Below are 19,971 nucleotides of genomic sequence, written 5' to 3'. Positions count from 1 at the left end.
GCTTACATGAAAGAAGGGAATAGCAATTCCCCTTTCACCTAGATACGTATTGATTGTATGCCATTCCCATCCAAGCCCGAGAGAGAGAATTACACGCACTTGGTACCTAAATAGCATCCATACAGCAGGTCAGCTTGGAAGCATTCAGTCTATTTTCGTACCCCTATCAGTCAAATGTCCTCCTGAACGAAAAAGCCATCTTGGTAGAGATCGGAATCCCCTCCAAAATGGCTTTATAAAAGCTCTATATGCGAGACATGATGCAATGGTCGACATAGTAATCGGAACGATCGGTTGTATTTCGAAGTTGAAAGACGGACCGCAGATTTTATTGAGGTTGTGAACACGAAACAACGTCAGCGAGGCTGGGGAAAACGATGCGGCGAGCGTAAGAAAATTCCGCTAAGTAAAGGTGAGCCAAGCGATACATCGACTCAAGGCTTGTTCTTCAAAAACTCATCCAGTTGCTTCTGCATTTCTGCAATGACTTTACCTGAACCCACTTTTTTCAGCTTTAGGATAAATTCAGGAAGATTTTGCTTCGGGTCAAGAACACCAGTTGTTAGACCATCCATATAGCTATCCCAAATACTAATAATGGCCGCTTCCTCATTCCTCGTATTGGTGCTATCGAAGAAGAATCCCAAAGCTTTTGTCGATTTAGCTGCTTTATTGAAAGCATCATATTTCTGCCATTTCTGCTGATCCTCATTATCCCAAAGATAGTTCAAAAATTGATTGCCAAACATCCAATTGTTCCCTGGGGAATAGCCGGTTTCGCCTGCTGTAGCTCCATCAGGTAGTTTAATTACATGATCATTACCATCCACTTTCACATAATGTTTGCCTTCCACTCCGTTAACCAACAGGTTCAGAAGCTTGGCATCGCTATGCAGTAAATTCATCACCATCATTGCCCGCTCCGGATCTCTGGAGGTTCTGGAAATCGCCAGCATAGAATTATTTAAGTCATTGGTTGTTGTATACGGCGTTTGCTCTAATTCAACCTGTACAACTTTATGATTGAGTACAAAATTCTTCTCCCCGTCCGCTCCAGGCTTTAGTTGACTCCATTGAGCGAATACTTTACCGGCTTTAATAGGGACGGAAGGATCGGTATTCAATCCAGGATCCTTCTGGAAGAAGCCCTTCCGGTTCCAGTTATACATCAATTCGAAAAATTGCTTCGTGTCTGCTCTTTCAAATGGATTGACAACCTGCAAATCTCCATCTTTCACAAGGGCACCCACGATCTTCAAGGTACCTAAGTACTCATAAGGCAGCACATTTAGCCAGTTTCGATTTGCCCACATCGGGATCATATCCGGTTCATTGTCTTTTATTATTTGCAAAATCGGTTCTAGATCGGCCAATTTCTTTATTGATTTGATGTCGATCTTGTATTTGTCCACCATTTCTTTGCTCAAGAACATCCCTTGCTGACTAGCATATTCCTTCTGGGTTGGAAGCGCATATAGCTTGCCGTTTGCAGTATTACCTGAAATAAATATGTCATCCATATTTTTCTTTATATCTTGCCCATATACGTTCATTAGAGGCAGTAAATCTATAAATGCTTTCTTTGCCACATTACCGTTCAGATTGTCCCACGCTGCGGTAAACACAAGATCGAAGGGTTCATTAGAGGAGAGCATCAGATTCATTTTCTGCGTCCAGTTGGCCCAGTCTACCGCATTGATCTTGATCGTGGCATTGATCTTCTCCTTTAGGATTTTATTCATTTCGTCTTCAACAATTGCTACATCCCTTTGCGGAGGTCCTGGATAATAAATCGATACTTCACGCGGATCCAGCTTCTGGACTTGGGATATAGCGTTCGGTTGATTGCTTATAGCTGGCGTTTTTGAAGCGCTTTCATTTCCGTTCTTATCTCCATTACAACCTGTCATACATACTAATAAAATGAGCGCAAGGAACACGTAACCCTTGAAAGTTCTAAGCTGTGAATACAAATCATAACCCTCCTTATTCTGGTTGAAAATAAAGCTCAACGGGTGATAATTTGATAATAACGTATTCTTCGAATCTAGGAAACAATTAACGAATCACAATAAATCCCATATTTATTAAATGAACATAGAAAAGCTGCCTCTTCATTCAAAAGATGCAGCTTTTCCAATAGTGTATATTTAGTTAACTCCTAACATTCTTGCAAGTAGAACAGCTGCTTCAGCACGAGTTGCCTGTGCTTGAGGAGCGAATCGCCCTTCCTCTTGCCCTTCGAACCAACCTGCTTCATTCATGACTGTTACTGCTTGTGTAGCATAATTTGAAATGTTGGCTTCATCTGTGAAAGGTACGGCTGATCTCATCTTGACGATCTCCATTCCAGCGGCCTTCAAGACACGCTCGGTAATAACAGCCATTTCCTCACGAGTAATCTTGTTGTCCGATCCAAAGCTTCCGTCCTCATACCCTGAAACAATGTTCATGGCTTGAGCAGTTGCTACCACATCATAGTACCACTCGCCTGCTTTCACATCCGTAAAGGTCGACTTATTCCCGGTTTTAACCAGATCATAACCTTCCATCAGGATCTTCAAAAACTCGGCACGGGTCACTGCTTGTTGCGGTGCGAACTGATCATCGCCTAGACCACCTAGGATCTGACGTGCTGCAAGGGCAGTTACGCTAGACTGTGCCCACTGGTAGGAGCCCATATCCGCAAAAGACGATTTGAAAGATACGACGGCATATTTACTAAAGTGCTTAACATTGAATACCAAGAATCCTGTCTTTTCATCGTATTTTGCGTTCTTGATGATTTCCAGTTCACCCTTGTCATTCACATATGCTGCTATAAGAGCATTTGCTATGTCACCTGCTTGCATCGTATACGGGATTTGGACTTCAACGGAATTGCCGTCTTTAAAGGTACTAACCTTCTGACCATTAACGCTTAAGTTGAAATCAAATACCGGCATTCCTTTGAGTTGATTTGTCACCGAGTCAGGCAAAGTTGCAGGATCTACGGTTTCAACCGTGATGGCTACTTTATCGCCTGCTTTCACATCCTTAATCGCATCTGTCGCTACATTGAGTGTGACCAGAGAAGATTTGATTTCTACCGATTTGATGCCTTCTTGCTTCGCTTTCAGTAAGGAATCAGCCGGGAGTTCTACTCCCACTGAAGTTGCACCTTTAGCAGAAGACAGGTCGATCGTTAAAGATTTATCTTTCGCTTGAGTTGCATTTGCAATGGCTTGGTTCAAATTGTCTATACTCAAAACTACATCTGCACGCCCGTTGATTAACGAGGGCTGAGCTACAATTCGGGACCCTACTACCGTAGTCAAAGGTCCAGTTGTTGGTGTCGGTGTAATTGAACCGCTACCTGTTGAAGCCGTTGCCGTTTTAGCCGTGTAAACTACACTTTCCGTACGGTTGCCCGCTGCATCTACGGCAACTACCTTGAAGCTGTATGTGGTATCTGCTGTTAGTCCAGTGAAGCTGTACGTCGCAGCCGTCACGGTTGCAACTTTATCCGTACCCTTATAGACATCGTAGCCAATCACTTCCACATTGTCTGTGGACGCTGTCCATGTCAGATCAAGGGAATTGGCCGTTATGTTGCTTACACCCAAACCAGTTGGCGCTGTTGGCCTTTCAGTATCACCAGTTATGGAAATCGTCACTTTCTGATCAACAGTATTCGAATAATGGAAAGTAATTTCCGCCACACCATTCGATAAGCTGTTGAGATACGATGTAGTGATACTGTAGACACTGCCTGAAACTGTGTAATCCTGACCTTGGACAAGAACATTATTGCCGTTCTTGAGCGCAGCCAAAATATTACCGTTTGAGTCCACCTGGAACGCGATATCCGCCGGTGCATTTTTGTTAAAGGTCGCGGTTGTCGGTGTAATGATTGCCGGGCTCAAAGCCTGCTCCAGTGTCGTGACCAGCTTCACTTCTCCGAACTGACTCGTGTTATTATATCCTTTGAAGGCCGGATCGCTCCAAATCGCTGTTGATGCACGGGTACCTGTACCCGTTTGATCGTCGTTCACCTGGACATCAAAGCCTACTTTCATGCCTTCCGCAACGGTAACCGTCTCGATCGGCAGCTTCGCCTCAACAATATAGCCTGTACTTGTGCGCTTTGTTGCACTTGTAATAGTCTTATTCCTTCCGCCTTTGGACTGTTCATTATCAAAGTTGATTCGATATTGACCATCGTCCTCTTCATAACTGGTTGTTTTGCCGTTATTCTCATCCAGGAAAAATTCTACTGAATCTTCCTCCCAAGGATTTACGGCTGCTTTACTCAAGAGCGGATCTGTTACTTCTGCTAATACATAAAGGTTGTTATTATCCCATAGTGTACGTACCGTCGCCGTTGCCCCCGCTACGCCTCCTTGGAAATTGTTAGCGCTAATTTGCATCGCTGAATTCCAGATCTGGTCGATGTTTCCATCAATCGTAGGCGTTCCCTTCATAGCTTGGGCTTGTTTCGGTTTAAATGCCGTTGCCGCATAGATAGCCGCAATATCGATAACGTCATTCCCAATCGGATTCGCACTGGTATAGCTGGATTCGTAAGCACCGATGTCATACTTGGCCCCCTGCGGACGACTAGCTCCCGAATTGTCAAAGGTAGGCGCCAACGTCTGTGTACCGTGGTCAACGGCAGGTGAATCTGACCGCAGATGGAAATCCAAATTGTTAGGATCAAGGGACACAAATTTAGGATCAGCAATCACGTCATTGGGACCTTGTACGGTTGCCGTACCATTGTAGTACATATTATTTGCAAAGATAATCTTGTCACTGCCAGTATTCGAGTTAAGTACCTTGCCATTTCCATATACGATATTGTTGAATATGTTTACATTTTCGGAATCGGAGGCGAACAATTGGGCATAATTGATATGCGGACTTTGCCCGTTGTTGAAGACCGTGTTGTTGATGATGTCTATATTCGCACTGGCGAACGCATGAATACCGGAACCTCCGTTATTATACGAAATATTGTTCTCTACCAGTGTTTTACCGGCAAAGGGAGGTTTGCCAATATCCGTATTTTTAGTAGTGTCTATAATGATCCCGTTTCCGTCCGAATATCTGCGGGGTTCTAACCATTTGACTTTAGTTTGATTGTCATAAGAAATGTTATTCCGGAAAATAATTTTATAGCCCCTGTTTGTGTCGGAGTCAATGGGGTTAAGCATACTGAATCCGCTTGTTGCGTAAATTGTGAACCAGCTATTACTGTGCGCAATGTTATTCTCGATGGTCACATAGTCGGCTTGCATACCGCTAATACCGCCTGCACTCATTTTGCTTACATCATTATTGGAGATAATAATATGAGTAGGCTCTGGCATTCCATCCTTCATTGCAGTCCTGCCGTCTATGCTAATCCCATTGGTATTCGTTCTGGACACTTGAGCCCAATCGATCTGGCTGTCTTGCCCCGCATCCGTCAAACTGGCCACGTAATCATAAGTTGCTTCGCCATCTGCCACTGTTAGGTTATCGTTATTGCCGATGACCGTAAATCCATCTACCTTGATATAGCTGGCATAAATGTCGATAGCTCCCCAGCCATTCGTTACTTTAAAGACCGGCTTTTCGCCAGGGTATGCTTGGTAAGTAATATAGTGTTCTTGACCAGTTACCGGATCCTTGGCCCCTGGACGTTTAATCATTAAATACCGACCTGTTCCATTATACGTGTATTCCCCGCCCCTAAAATATATCGTATCCCCAGGCGCAGATAGATCAGCAGCATGCTGTGGTGTCAGAAATGGCGTGTTGATGGATTTGCCATCGCTTGCGTCAGATCCACTTGGACTCACATAATAAGTAACAGGTGCTTTGATTTCCACTTGTTCGGCATAGATTGGTCCAGGATTAGAGTTCACCGTATACGGTGTGCCTGCTGTATCGGAACCGGAGAGTTTAATGTTATCAACCAGATATACCGACTGGTCATGTATTCCCCCAGGCGTGTTGACCATGAATGCAGCCATTCCTGGCGTATAAGCATCCCATGTCGGCACTTCCATAGGTTCGTTGTCTACAACCTTGTTGCCATCCAAATACAGCTCATAGCTCTTGGTATCCAAGTGCGTAACCAACTTAATAGTGAAAGGAACATCGACCTGCCAATTTCCTCTAGCGGCCATGCCGCCGTCTGCGGAGGTATTGGATCTAGCATATATTTTTCCATCTTTTGCAATATACAATAAATACGATTTGAAGGACCAGTTACCATTGATCCATTGTATTCTCGCATCTCCATTGTGATCTTTCATCACAAAGGTGGCTTCTAAGGTGTAACTCTTCTTACTGGAAGGGGTTGCCCAAGCAGCAGAGAAAGGAATGCCTAAATCTCCTAAATTATCTTTGAGATTGGTCACCTCTAGCATGCGACTGCTGTTAGAATTAACAATCTTCATTGTCGAAGGTGATTTGTCGTCCAGTAACGAGTATTTAATGACTGAATCCGTTGCAGTATTTGCAATGGTTGCGTCCGCATCGTTCGTTTCAAAGGTGGTCGTTCTGAAGACCACATCCCCTGTCGGCGAAGGTGTCGCGCTTGGACTTGGACTTGGTGAAGCTGATGGTGATGGTGTTGTACTTGGTATTGGTGATGGTGATGGTGATGGTGTTGGAGATGGTGATGGTGTTGGACTTGGAGATGGTGATGCCACAGGCGCACTGTTGTCTGAACCGCTAGTCTCAACATTATCAACCCACACAGTTGAAGTTGTGGCAGCTGTCGGTGCTTCCAGCGTGAATATGACAAGTCCGCCACCGTTAAATTGACTTGCGCTTAGTGGAGCTTGATCAGCAATCTTTGTCGTAACGCCGTTTTGCGTTAAAAATAGATCATATGTGCCAGAATCCTTGTACATGGACAGCTTAAGGGACATCTTATTATTTATGTTCCATGTTCCACGATCTGCATAGCTGCTTCCTGCATCTTTGGAAACAATATGGCCATCGGTTTGAAACTTCACAATAACATTGGAGCCGCTCCAATCAGCAGGTCTAGCCAATATCTGATATTCCCGATTTGTATCTGCAAAGATGAAACTGGTATCAAGATTAATATTGTTCTTGTCAGTAACAGCCCCCTTGCTCCAGTTAAACGGGATGGTCATAGAGCCTTTCTGTCCAGATGGCGTTGCAACACTTAACCATCTTTCACCTGTCGTGACTCCTGTAATTCCGTACGTGACACCGGTGACACTTGTAATTCCGTTGGTGCCTACTGTAACACCATTGGTGACTTGTGCAAGTGTCATGGATGATTTAGACGTATTTGCATCAATCAGGCTGACAGTTGTTGAAGCACCGACCGATAAACTCCCGAAATTCGGATCATTTGTTTCGTACGTCATCTTCAAATAACTCGTTTCACCTGTCGCATAAGCCTTCGGCCAATCGAATCCGATGGCAGAGAACAGGCTTAGCATCATTACACAAACCATTAAACCTGATATCGCTTTCATATATCTCCTCATTACTGTAATTCCTCCTTTTTTTTGAGCATGAACTAAGCTATGATTTCGTTTGGAATTCTCAAATGATAACATGCGAGGATTGCTCCAGCTCTGCAAGAATTGTATTCGTTTACATATTTTTTTAAATATAAGACTGCCGCTAATGGCAGTCTTATATTCAATTCAAATCTTATTTTTTGTTCTTCATGAACTCATCCAATTGCTTCTGCATCTCTGCGATTACTTTATCCACGCCTGCCTTTTTCAGCTTATCATTCATTTCAGGCAGAGCTTTGGCTGGATCAAGCACACCAGCACCTAAACCCTCTCTATAAGAATCGTAGATTGAAACAATGGCAGCTTCTTCATTTTTCGTATTGGAGCTGTCGAAAGTGAAACCTAGGGCTTTCGTCGCTGTAGCAGCTTTATTGAAAGTATCATACTTTTGCCATTTTTGCGGATCTTCATTATCCCATAGGTAATTCAAGAATTGATTACCAAACATCCAGTTTGCTCCTGGCGTATAACCCGTATCACCTGCTTTGACTCCATCTGGCAGCTTGATCACATTATCTTTACCAGCTACTTTCACATATTGCTTACCTTCCACACCGTTAACCAACAGGTTCAGAAGCTTGGCATCACTATGAAGCAGATTGAGCACCATCATGGCACGCTCTGGATCATTGGAGGTTCTGGAAATCGCAAGCATCGAGTTATTCAAGTCACCAGTTGTCGTAAAAGGTGTCTTCTCCAGTTCAACCTGAACCACTTTGCGGTCATGTGTGGTATTATATTCTCCGTCGGCTCCAGGCTTCAATTGACTCCATTGTGCGAATACTTTACCTGCTTTAGCAGAAGGGGTCCCGTCGGTATTTGTAGCAGCATCCTTCTGGAAAAAGCCCTTTTTGTTCCAGCTGTACATCAATTCGTAGTATTGCTTAATGTCCGCTTGCTCATATTGATTGACAACCTTTAGATCGCCGCCCTTTACTAGAGCTCCTGGCACCTTTGCATTGCCGATGCTTTCATAAGGAAGCACCTGTTTCCAGTTGCTGGTTCCCCACATCGGGATGACATCTGGCTCTTTATCTTTAATTGTTTGAAGAATGGGCTCCAGATCAGACAGCTTATTGATGGACTTGATGTCAATATTGTATTTGTCTACTAGATCTTTGAGCAGAAACATGCCTTGTTGGCTTGCGAATTCTTTCTGGGTTGGAAGGGCATATAGCTTACCGTTCAGCGTATTCCCAGAAATAAACAGCGGATTTATACTCTTCTTAATATCTTGTCCATATTTATCCATTAGCGGAAGCATGTCAACGAATGCGCCTTTGGCAATGTTGCCGCTGAAGTTATCCCAGGAAGCTGTAAACACGAGATCGAATGGTTCATTAGAGGCAGACATCAGGTTGATCTTCTGCGTCCAGTTCGACCAGTCCACAGCATTGATCTTAACGGTAGCGTTTATTTTCTCTTTCAGGATTTTGTTCATTTCCCCTTCAACAAGCGCAACATCTTTCTGCGGAGATCCTGGATAATAAATTGACACTTCAGCTGGTTTCAATTTAGGCGCTTGGGTAGATACAGCGTCAGTGTTCTTCGGTGATGCAGATGATCCTGTATCCGTTGATTTGTTGCTACTGCAACCTGCCAGAACAAGCGACAACGCAAGCGGCATAAGAAACGCACTTTTTACTAATGTAATCCCCTTTTTCATTTACAAATCCTCCTCAAGAATGTTTGATAATGATTGCTATGTTAACCGGCTAACCGGGACTAGCCCTTTACAGATCCAACTGTAAGTCCTTTGATAAAGTATTTTTGCAGAAACGGGTAAACGAAGATGATTGGACCAATTCCTACAATAGCCATGGCCATCCGAACTGTCTGGGAGGGCAAATTTTTCTGAAGTTCTCCAAGACGACTTGCATCCACCACGCCGGAGTTGAGATATTCCACTTCCCGCATGACCTTGTACATCAGATACTGAAGATTGACTAGATTGTCATTACTGATAAAGATGAGGCTCAAAAACCAATCATTCCAGTAGGCAAAAGTTTGAAAGAGTCCAATAGTAGCCAATACAGGAAGTGATAACGGCAGGATTATGCTTCTAAATATCCGGAATTCGCCTGCCCCATCAATAATCGACGATTCAATCAAAGCCGGTGGTATTGTGTTCGTAAAAAACACTCTCATAACAATGACGTTGAATGGTGCAATTAAAAGCGGCAGTATAAGCGCTAATAATGTATTTTTCAACCCTGCTGCGGAATACGTCATGTAGAAGGGCACTAATCCACCGTTAAACAACATGGTAAAGAAGATGAAGAAGGAAAAGGTATTTCTCCATTTAAAATCTTTTCTCGATAAAGGATAGGCTACCATGGCTGTAAAAAGTAAACTAAGCATCGTTCCAACTATGGTTACTAATATGGAGACCCCATATCCTTTGAAAATCTTGGCGTAATCTTTGAATAAGTATTCATAAGCATAAGTAGTGAATTCTCTTGGCCACAGGCTGTATCCATGTTGAACCACAGCATTCTCATCCGACAAGGATACGGAGAGCACCAGCAACATGGGAACTAGACTGGCTATCGCAATCAACCAGAAGCCCAAAGTCAACAGAAAGTTTGCTGACAAGGATATATTATTAAATTTGGATTGTGCTTGGTTATGATCATCCATCTCGTATCACCTCACTAGAATAGCGCTTCCTCTTTATTGACCTTGCGTACAACAGAATTCGTAATAAGGATAACTACAAACCCCACCACAGCTTGATACAAGCCTGCTGCAGCTGACATCCCGACGTTACCGCTTACCAAGAAATTTCGGAAAACAAAGGTATCAATAACCTCAGTTGAATTGTGCAGAGTCCCCGTGTTCAAAGGAAGCTGATAGAAAAGACCGAAATCGGCATTGAATATCCGGCTAACTTGCAACAATACCATTGTAATGATGACCGGTCTCATTAACGGGATCGTAATGAATCGGATTTGCTTCCACTTCGATGCGCCGTCAATAACGGCCGATTCATAATACTCACCATCAATACTTGTGATCGAGGCGAGATATACGACGACAATGTATCCTATATTTTTCCATAAGTTAGTCATCGGCAAGATGAATTTCCAATAAAATGGATTGGAATACCAACTGATAGCATCTACGCCAAACATTTTCAAAATCCCCGTGTTAATAAATCCATTCTCTCCTAGTAGGGCATAAGCCAAATAGCTGATGGCTACGAAAGATAAGAAATAAGGAAACAACATGGCACTCTGGAAAAACTTAGCGAGCTTGCGATTTCGAATTTCATTCAACGCAATTGCTACCGTTACCGCTGTTGCCGTATTGATTACAATGAATAAGCTGTTGTACGTGAGGGTATTTCTGGTTGCCAGCCATGCTTCGTCCGTTTGGACCAGATACTTAAAATTCTCCCATCCCGACCATGGACTATGCAGGATTCCGCCAATGTAGTTGTAGTTCTTGAATGCTACGATGACTCCGAACATAGGGATGTAATTATTAAAAATTACAATAAGCAGGGCGGGAAGCATCAAGGTTAAGAAAACACGGTACTTGATGAAATCCCTCCAGAATCCAATCTTTCGCACTTTCATTACTTGGACGCTTTCGATGGTATTCGATTGAGCCAAGTCTCTCACTCCTTCCGAGTATTTCTTTTTCTTTATAGTTCAATGTTATCCTTAATTCTTTGATGTTGAAATAAACTAAATTCCAATTTCGTTTGAAATTCAACAAACTTGAAGTCTAGTACCGTGTGATTTCTATGGCAATCTTGATATACTATAATTGAGAATAAATGATGCTTCTAATGAGGATGTGGAGAATGTTTTCGAATAGTATGACGTGGAACAAAATTCTAAATACCCTTTCATTCTTTAGGTATAGCATACGATACCGCTTAATGATGTACTTTCTGATCCTGGTCATTCTTCCTATTTTCCTCTTGACCTACATTATTTATAATCGATCAGCCGAGACGATTTCCGAAAATATCACCACATCTATTCAAAATAATCTGTCTCTAGTTGTTGGCAGCATCGATCAAAAGATAGGGGATATAAACACCATCGCTTCCTTTATCTACTTGAATCCAAAACTCCAGAACATTCTGTCATCTGGTCGGCCTGCCAACGAAGCTGCCGTCATCAATGAATTATCCAATCTGGACAAAATCTTGCAGGACTACTATGTTCCAAATACTTCAAGTCCTAGGATTCAACCGAAGCTCTACATGCAAGATAGGCCCGAATATTTTCAGAAGAACTTTACGGACAACATTGCCAACATGGAAAGCATTGAGACAACCGAGTGGTTTCAAACGATTCCATTTCGAAGCGACTATACGGTCATAGGGATTTACAAGGACAAGGATCCATTAACCAGAGTGTCTTCACTTCGGTTTATCAAACGCGTGTATGCTCTCCGGCATATCCAAATTCCATTTTCGGCATTGTTAACGATTGATCTGGATCTAGATGACATAGCTCGCAATCTGAACTCTCTAAAACCCTCTGTCAACAGCACCATTTATCTGCTCGATGACAACAACCGTATCCTTTCAGGTCCTACGAAGGATACTGACCAAACACGGAAAATATGGAGTTATATCCAGCAGAAGGCTCCCGAATGGAAGAGTCAGTTGAGTTTTTCCTCCAGCATCGGCGGCACAGCGCATTTGGTTTCTTACCGTACGATTCCCTTAACAGGCTGGAAAGTCATTTCCGTTTCTCCCATGCAAGATCTGAATGGCAAATTGATGGCCTTTCGTAAAATCATTCTCTTCGTACTGGGATTATGTCTCCTAATTGCTGTAATACTTTCTTTCTTAATGACTAATGACATTTCATCGCCAATTCGCCAATTTGTAAAATCCATGTCCTACACCAAAACAGGGAATCTTACGATGCCTATCATGTATAAACGAAAAGACGAATTTTCGATAATGTTCAATTCTTACAACGCGATGATCCTACAATTAGACGAAATGATCCAAAAACTGTATGTAACGGAAAACCGGAAGAAAAAAGCGGAGTTGGATGCCCTCCAAGCCCAAATCAACCCCCATTTCCTATACAACACACTTGATTCCATCAACTGGCTTGCCATCGATCATCAAGCCCCTGATATCGTCAAGATGGTTACGGCTTTATCCGATTTTTTCCGACATTCCTTAAGTAAGGGGAAGAATATTATCACTTTGCAAGAAGAACTCAAACAAGCGGAAAGCTACTTGATCATCCAACAAGTTCGCTCCAATAACCGTATTCAATACCAGATAGAGGTCGAAGAGGAGCTTCTCCCCTGTCTGACAGTTAAGCTCATCCTTCAACCATTAATTGAAAACGCGATCCATCATGGAATCGAAAAGCGGCGTGGTCCTGGCATGATCAACATTAAGGTAACGTCGCTTGAGCCTGGGAAGCTCCAATTCCAGGTCCTCGATAACGGGGCAGGAGCTGATGCAGACAAGCTGAACGAACAGATCGCTGTTAAACAAGGCGAAAGTGAGCCAGCACATTCCTTTGGAACCCGTAATGTGAAGGAAAGGATACAAATGTGGTTCGGTGATGCTTATGGCTTGTACTATATAAAACACGAAGGTCCTGGTGTTCTGGCTGTGATAGAACTCCCAATTGTTCACCAAATGGAGGAGATTAACCATGCTCAAGATGATCATAGCGGATGACGAATACAACGTTCGGAGAGGTCTCGCCAAGGTTCTATCCTGGGAATCCTTGGGGATAGAAATCGTTGGTGAAGCGGAGGATGGCGAAGAGGCATTGGAGATGTGCAGGCAGTACCAGCCAGAGATCTTACTGTCCGATATTCGGATGCCCTTTATTGACGGTTTACAGCTCACCTCTAAGTTGAAAGAGGAAGGTTGCAGGGCACGGGTCATATTCATAAGTGGAATTCAGGATTTCGATTATGTAAAGTCCGCCCTGCAGTTAAATGCGGATGGTTATGTGTTGAAGCCCGTCAAGCTGGAGGAGCTTCAGGCCGTAGTAAGTAAGGTGGTGGATAGTATCCAGTCGGAACGAAAAAGACTGATGACTGAGGAAAAGTTAAAGCTTCAATTGGCCCAAAGCCTGCCAGCGCTACGTGAAAAATTCCTTAACCAAGTCATTGCTGGCTTCTCGGATAATGAGCAAAGTTTATGGGATAAAGCCACGTATTACCAAATCCCCTTTAAGAGGGATGACTCCATCTGTATAGCGGTTATTCAGATGGACGACTATAAGCTAGCTGTGGAAAAATTCACGGAAGAAAATAAGCAGCTACTGTTCTTCGCCATTCATAATGTCGTGGAAGAGCTCATCAACTCGCATAAATCTGGTCTTTGCTTTACCAACATCAACGATAATGAGTTTATTATGTTGCTTCACTTTCCAGAAGAAGCCAATGGGGCAATCATTGAATATTGTGAAGAAATCGTCAACTGTATAAATAAATTTCTCAAAATTCCTGTCTCCATCGGAATCGGAAACCCAGTCAAGGAACTCGTGTCCCTCCAATCTTCTTATATGGAAGCCAAATATGCCCTGCAATATACCTTCTACACAGGAAAGAACTCCATTCTAAGCATTCAGGATCTAGCCGCAGAGGGTAGTGATTCACCGCCTAATCACATCTATACTTTCGAATACAAACTTCTATCTAATGTGAAGCTAGGATTCGCTGAAGGGATTACTGTGGCTTTAGAACAACTTTTTGCCCCTTTCAAACAGCAAACCCAATATTCGGTTGATTATGTGCGACATATTGCTGCAGAGCTGTTATTCAGCTTGTCTCGCATGATGTACGAGATGGAGGAAGTCTTCGACGAACTCATTAGCAGCAAGCTAGAGGTGTTGAAGAGCATAGAACAAGCTAGGAATATCGATGAGATGCAAGTGCTTTTGGAAAATATTTTCCTGAAAGCTACGATACACTTCGAGAAGAGACATACAAGCAAGAATAGCCGTGTCACCCAGAAAATCAAGGAGGTTATTAACCGACGTTATATGGAGGATATCAATACAAAAATCTTATCTGAGGAAGTTTTTCTAACTCCCAATTATATCAGCCAAATTTTTAAACAGGAAACCGGAGATACGATAACGGAATACATTAACAAGCATCGGATTGAAGTAGCCAAGGAATTGCTCAAATCCCCCGACTTAAAGGTTCTTGAGGTTTCAGAAATGGTTGGAATCGAGAATCCACAATACTTTAGCACTTTATTTAAAAAATATACCGGCATGCATCCAGGAAAATACCGAGCACTTATTGAAAATTCAATCGAATAAACCGCAATAAAAGCCGCTCTCGCTTGTATAAGCTGTAGAGCGGCTTTTATTTATTTTATTTCAAACTACCCGATTGATTCTCTAATGGCTTCAGAGGATTAAAATTCAGTATGACATAGGGAGCAAGATTTAGTCTTGATTCCGTGATAGCTCGCTGAAGTTGATTGTTCAGTCTCGCAGTCTCGTTTTGCAAAGCAATATCAATGTCTACCTTGCCTGACAGGATATCCCGATACACTTGCATCCTAGGTGTCCAACCCGCATTGGGATCATCATAAGCACGGACCGTACCATAATCCTCTAACCAGATTGGTTCTCTCGGATAGAAGGAATCAAGGGAACTAGGCATAAACTTGTCGCAGTTGGGAATAGAAGGTTTGTAGATGTCATTATCGTTAATTCCCTTCACAATGGAAGGAATACAGCTTCTATGGAATAACTCACTCAATTGCTGCTTATCATGCAGATACTCCCAAAATTCTGTTACTTCCTTCTTATATGGTGTTGAGCTGTTAATCCCAATGGTTGGCTCAGGAAACATCATAAGTGCTCCTTGACCACTATGCGCCACATCGGTCGCCGGAGGAAAACTTACTCCCCATTCGAAGGATAAAGGCTCGCTTTGCGCAAGGACTGAAAGATCGCCGCTGTTAGCGATCAACATAGCAATGTTACCCTCTGTAAATTGGGTAAAAGCTGTATCGTATTTTAAAGATACTTCACCTGGATACAGAGATTCTTGTTTTCTCATGGCAATCATACTGGATAGCCAAGGTTTATAAATGGTGATGTCGTAATTACCCTTTAAATAGTTATATAAATAAGAGCCGCTGTAGGTATTCGCTATCTCCATCGACTGGACGAACCCCTTCCAATCCTCACCACCTGCAATTGCAAATCCACGCTTTGCTGTACCTAACTGCGACTTTGTGATCACATCTGAATCGTAAACCAATTCTTCCAACGTTTTTGGTGGCTTATCGGGGTCAAGTCCCGCTTGTAGGAACATGTCCTTATTGTATATCAATCGAGTTGTAACCATTCGAGTTGGAAATGTGTAGTATTTACCGTTGATTTTTCCATATTGCTTCGCCCATTCTGGATATTCCGCAAGAAACTGGGAGTCTATATAAGGAGTCATATCAAGCAACCAATTTTTGTTCATATAAGTAATAATCCAATCATGATGAATGGACATGATATCTGGTCCCTTACCCGATGCCATCATCATATTCACCATCTCACTATATCTGTCTGAAGAGAGGGACAGCATTTCGACGCGTACATCGGAATGGGTTTTGTTATACGAGTCGACCAACTGTTGCATATCACTTCCGTTGCCAGATGTAAGGTAGGCAAAGGTAATAACCGTTTCCGAATGGCTATTCGATGATAATTCAGATGGGTTTATCGGAGATGGTTTATCATTATTGGCTTTATTGGGTAACCTGATTAGAAATGCACAAATAATAAGAATGAATATGACAAGCAGATACAGCCCCGACCTGCGACCTAAACGCATTCAACTCGTCCCCCGTTTAACGAACATTTATCACTTTTCTCAGACCAAGCATACATGAATTACAAAAGTTGATCAATCAGAAATGTGGGAAGATTCGTAACTCTCATAAGAAGTCCACCTGATCATTCGTGAATTACAAATCCACGTGGCTCGATGATCTCCTCTTCATACCGATAATGCTTGTCACCAAAGTTAACGATTGCCCGTTTGCCAGAAGAAAAAAGCGTTTCCTGCACGTGTCGATCCTCACTTACAAAGCGATGTGAAAGTAACTCATCATAGCAGATTTGCTGCAGCCAAGGGCAGACCCGTTGATAGCTTTCCACAAAGGTAGATTCAAAGCTCTCCCAACGATCTTGATCAATGGACCATAACGGCGCTGAGCCGTACAAGATATTAAATAGATCCTTCTTCCACCAGATTTCAGGACTATGATGATTGGCATCTTCCCAACGCCAGGAAGTCACAATCGCATCGTGATACACCAGTTCATATAGCGGAACTCTTGTATATTCGTTGATGGAATAGGTCAAATAAGTATCCGTCGCCGTTCTTGTTCCCAGCATGACGGAAGGGCGCTCATTGTTTTTCCAATCCCCTAAATGATAAATGGATCCTTCCTTTTGGATGTCTGAATTAAACCACGTTCGTTGTAGTGTCATCATGCCATGCGCATAAACAGCATGTGAACCTGCAAAGTCTGCTCCAAATTCTGCACCCAAAAATGTGTTGTAGTGATCTTCCAGGTACTTATAATTACGCACAATAGCTTCCGCATACTGTTGACGAGTTAATGGATGGTCCTCGTGATGACATTCGTAGAGTCCATTTGCCTGGTAAACGTCCACAAAATACGTTTCGTGCGGATAGATTTGCAGCTCCTTCTCCACACGCTTCACCATTTCTGGAAGTACAGCTTCCGGGCATACATATGTGCCGTATTGGTTCGAATAGGTCGAGCCATCCGATTTTCTGGAGGTGATCTTCTCAAACAAACCAGGATATACGTTGCGCTTCAAAGGAATCCACTCGATTTCAGCATTGCCTGTATAGCCTTCGGGGTGGATATCGGTAAATAGCTCATAGGCACCTGTCGCATAGCCCAACTCCTTCAATCGGGTGTCATAATCTTCCTCGGGGTAAGGCAAGTGATTGGCGTCCCACAGCAGCATTGCTTTCTCGATACCGGCTCTCTTTAACTTTCTGGCAAAGTCAACTTCACGCGCCTTATCCCATGTATAGATATGTACCGCTCCAAGAATTTTCGCAATAGCCGGGAAACGCTTCTCATTTTCTTTTAACGAGATCACCTTATTTTGGGGCCAAGCATAAGCTCGGTATCGTTTACATTGGGCTACATACCCGCCTTGATGGAAGAAAATATAACGTACTTTGCGCTCATAACCGAATGTTCCCATCGTATTGAACCACGTCGGTGTAAAAGTGATCAGCCCTTGCTCGCGCTTTAGATCGAAACCTGCATCAAACGGCGATTCAACAATCGCCATATAACCAGTCTCAAAAGCTGAATCCGTAACCCCCAGCCATGCCATCGCCGCTCCACCACCGCAAAAGTAGAGGGGCTGCTCCTCCAGTGGATACACGTTATCCGTAACGGGAAGCAGCAAGCCCTGACTATCTGTCTGAAGCACGTAATGATCGGGATTCGGTGCCATAAAAGCAGGCGGAAAGCTGATTTTCTCAAGTGCCGCATGCGAATCAGCCGATAGCTTGAAAGTGACTTCCGATTGCTCCGTTAGAGCAATCGTCACCGTCATGGTAATTATGCCTTGCAGGTCTACTTGCAGTGTGTTACCGCTTTGCGATATCTCAGTAATGTACCAGTCACGATCAAACGGCAGCTGCTCCCAGCTTTTATTCACCCTTTTATCCGTAACCGTTATTCGCTTCTCCTGCGCATTGAACTTGATTTCGAGCTGATGGTCTTCCAGTATCCATATATTCAGCATGTGTTTCTCCCTCTTCCTTATCCTTTTATCTTTTTATAGGCAAAATCTACTTCTTAGTGATATTCATAAGCGCCACGATCTACCGTTCCACCGACAGGACGGCTAATACCGTCAAAATCTAGCGTAGCTGTAAACGAATTATCGCCACTGTTAATGGCTGGTGACGTGCTCTTTAAATGAAAATCACGAAGGGAAAGATTGCTAAATAACGGATCTGTCGTTAAATTTCCTGTTCCAGTTTTCAAAATGGTTCCGTTGTAGAAAATATTGTAGTTATAGTACACCGATGGGATCGAATTGCCACTGGCATCATCCGCTTTACTTACCGTCTCGCCACCTGCATACATAATATTGTTGATGACATAAACATTATTAGAATAGTTGCCAATAATCTCACCATAATTCAAATTCGGGCTCTGCGAATTCGCATAGGTCGTATTGTTATTCACATACACATTCTGCGAGCTGAAAATATTAATGCCTGCGCCCCCATTCGAATAGGAAATATTATTGTCCACGATCGTCTTCCCCGTATAAGGCGTTCCACCAATTTGATCGTTTATATTATCATCGATAATGATGCCATTCCCATCGGAATACACACCGTGACCCTGCCATTTATAATTCGTCTGATTGCCATAGACCAGATTGCCGGACACAAAATTTTTATAGCCCGTACCGCTGTCCGTATTTCGTGAATGAAAGATGTTCAGTCCACTTTGCGCCCATGCCGTGAACCAGCAATTGTTATAGACTGTATTTCCTGTATAGGTAATATAATCTGCTTCTTCAGCCCCTATACCTTGGCCTGGTGTATGATGCACATTGTTTTTACTAACATTGATATGCGTCGCATACACGGTAGGACTTACATCTGTATTCTTTATGATGCTAATGCCATTTGTATTGAATTTGCCGATGTTGCCCAGGGTATTCGTATTTTCGTAGGACTGCGCTTCCGTATTTGATAAATTTTGACTCCATCCATAGATTTCAAAGCCTTCGATGTTAATGTAAGATGCACCCTTGACTAAAATATGGTGCCATGCACCCTGGCTGACACGAAGCACTGGCGTATGTCCCGGATAGGCCTTATACGTAATATAAGCATTCGCTGTTCCTGAGCGTGTAATCGTTAAGATCGGATTTCCGTTATCCCAATAGGTACCGTTCATCACATAAACCGTATCTCCGGGATTTGTCTTGTTGGCAGCTGTTTGAATGTACCGAAGCGCATGTGTAGACTCAGGGCCGAGTCCATCATTTCCATCATTTCCGTTAACGCTTACATAGTAAGTAACAGGCGCTGCCGCATGCGCATTAACAGGTATACACATCCATAAAGCCCACACACCGACTGCAAGTAAAAGCCATTTGAACAAGGCGAGGTCAATTCTTCTCATCATCACATTTACATCCTCCTTGAATTATCGAATTTAGGACAACAAAATACCACTGCCATTATTCACCTTGCAAGTTCGTCAATGCACCTCCCTCACCGTTATATTTTACCTATTAATATTTGGATGGGAATAAAGAAAATTCAGATTCCTTTTAATATTTTAAGAAAATGAGAAAACCACGATCTAGTCCATTCAAAGAAGACGGTTCTAAAAAAGCAAAACTCCCACTCTTGTTTAATTAGAAGAAGTGGGAGTTCTATATGA

General features: G+C 42.9%; 10 protein-coding genes. 2 read left to right on the top strand and 8 right to left on the bottom strand.

The annotated features are described in order from the left end of the window. Window positions 1-434: 434 nt before the first annotated feature. The 5 genes from A8709_RS09095 to A8709_RS09075 all read right to left on the bottom strand — a co-directional run bounded on the left by A8709_RS09095 (window position 435) and on the right by A8709_RS09075 (window position 11,152). A complete protein-coding gene (locus A8709_RS09095) occupies window positions 435-1,973 on the bottom strand; it encodes an ABC transporter substrate-binding protein (RefSeq protein ID WP_084224774.1) in 1,539 nt (512 codons plus the stop codon). A 177-nt stretch (window positions 1,974-2,150) separates the two neighbouring features. Continuing rightward, window positions 2,151-7,499, bottom strand: a complete 5,349-nt coding sequence (locus A8709_RS09090) for a sugar-binding protein (protein WP_065852045.1) — start codon at window positions 7,497-7,499, stop codon at window positions 2,151-2,153. Window positions 7,500-7,668: 169 nt separating this feature from the next. Then, entirely contained in the window at window positions 7,669-9,201 is a 1,533-nt protein-coding gene (locus A8709_RS09085) for an ABC transporter substrate-binding protein (RefSeq protein WP_065852044.1), read from the bottom strand. Between the two features lie 59 nt (window positions 9,202-9,260). Further along, window positions 9,261-10,175: a carbohydrate ABC transporter permease gene (locus A8709_RS09080; protein ID WP_065852043.1), complete on the bottom strand. Its 915-nt coding sequence runs from the start codon at window positions 10,173-10,175 to the stop codon at window positions 9,261-9,263. A gap of 14 nt (window positions 10,176-10,189) precedes the next feature. Next, window positions 10,190-11,152: an ABC transporter permease gene (locus A8709_RS09075; protein ID WP_244163138.1), complete on the bottom strand. Its 963-nt coding sequence runs from the start codon at window positions 11,150-11,152 to the stop codon at window positions 10,190-10,192. Between the two features lie 275 nt (window positions 11,153-11,427). On the opposite strand from A8709_RS09075, the gene A8709_RS09070 reads away from it, so the two are divergent. Together A8709_RS09070 and A8709_RS09065 are read left to right on the top strand one after the other, a co-directional pair. Next, window positions 11,428-13,209 carry a sensor histidine kinase gene (locus A8709_RS09070; protein WP_167357039.1) on the top strand — a complete coding sequence of 594 codons (1,782 nt, stop codon included), beginning with the start codon at window positions 11,428-11,430 and terminating at the stop codon, window positions 13,207-13,209. Next, window positions 13,184-14,812 (top strand): response regulator transcription factor, encoded by a 1,629-nt coding sequence (locus tag A8709_RS09065; protein ID WP_065852041.1) that lies wholly within the window; start codon window positions 13,184-13,186, stop codon window positions 14,810-14,812. Before A8709_RS09070 ends, A8709_RS09065 begins: the two co-directional genes overlap by 26 nt. Before the next feature lie 55 nt (window positions 14,813-14,867). Here the strand turns inward: A8709_RS09065 and A8709_RS09060 are convergent, their stop codons facing one another. The 3 genes from A8709_RS09060 to A8709_RS09050 form a co-directional block, all read right to left on the bottom strand. Continuing rightward, window positions 14,868-16,334, bottom strand: coding sequence for an ABC transporter substrate-binding protein (locus A8709_RS09060; RefSeq protein WP_065852040.1), 1,467 nt, complete (start codon window positions 16,332-16,334; stop codon window positions 14,868-14,870). 122 nt (window positions 16,335-16,456) lie between these two features. Further along, window positions 16,457-18,304, bottom strand: coding sequence for a glycoside hydrolase (locus A8709_RS09055; RefSeq protein WP_065852039.1), 1,848 nt, complete (start codon window positions 18,302-18,304; stop codon window positions 16,457-16,459). A gap of 53 nt (window positions 18,305-18,357) precedes the next feature. Next, on the bottom strand, window positions 18,358-19,710 hold the full coding sequence (locus A8709_RS09050) for a choice-of-anchor Q domain-containing protein (RefSeq protein ID WP_084224770.1): 1,353 nt from the start codon (window positions 19,708-19,710) through the stop codon (window positions 18,358-18,360). Window positions 19,711-19,971: the final 261 nt, after the last annotated feature.

This window comes from Paenibacillus pectinilyticus (assembly GCF_001700435.1).
GTDB classification, from domain to species: domain Bacteria; phylum Bacillota; class Bacilli; order Paenibacillales; family NBRC-103111; genus Paenibacillus_E; species Paenibacillus_E pectinilyticus.
This window is presented reverse-complemented; position numbering and strand designations above follow the sequence as displayed.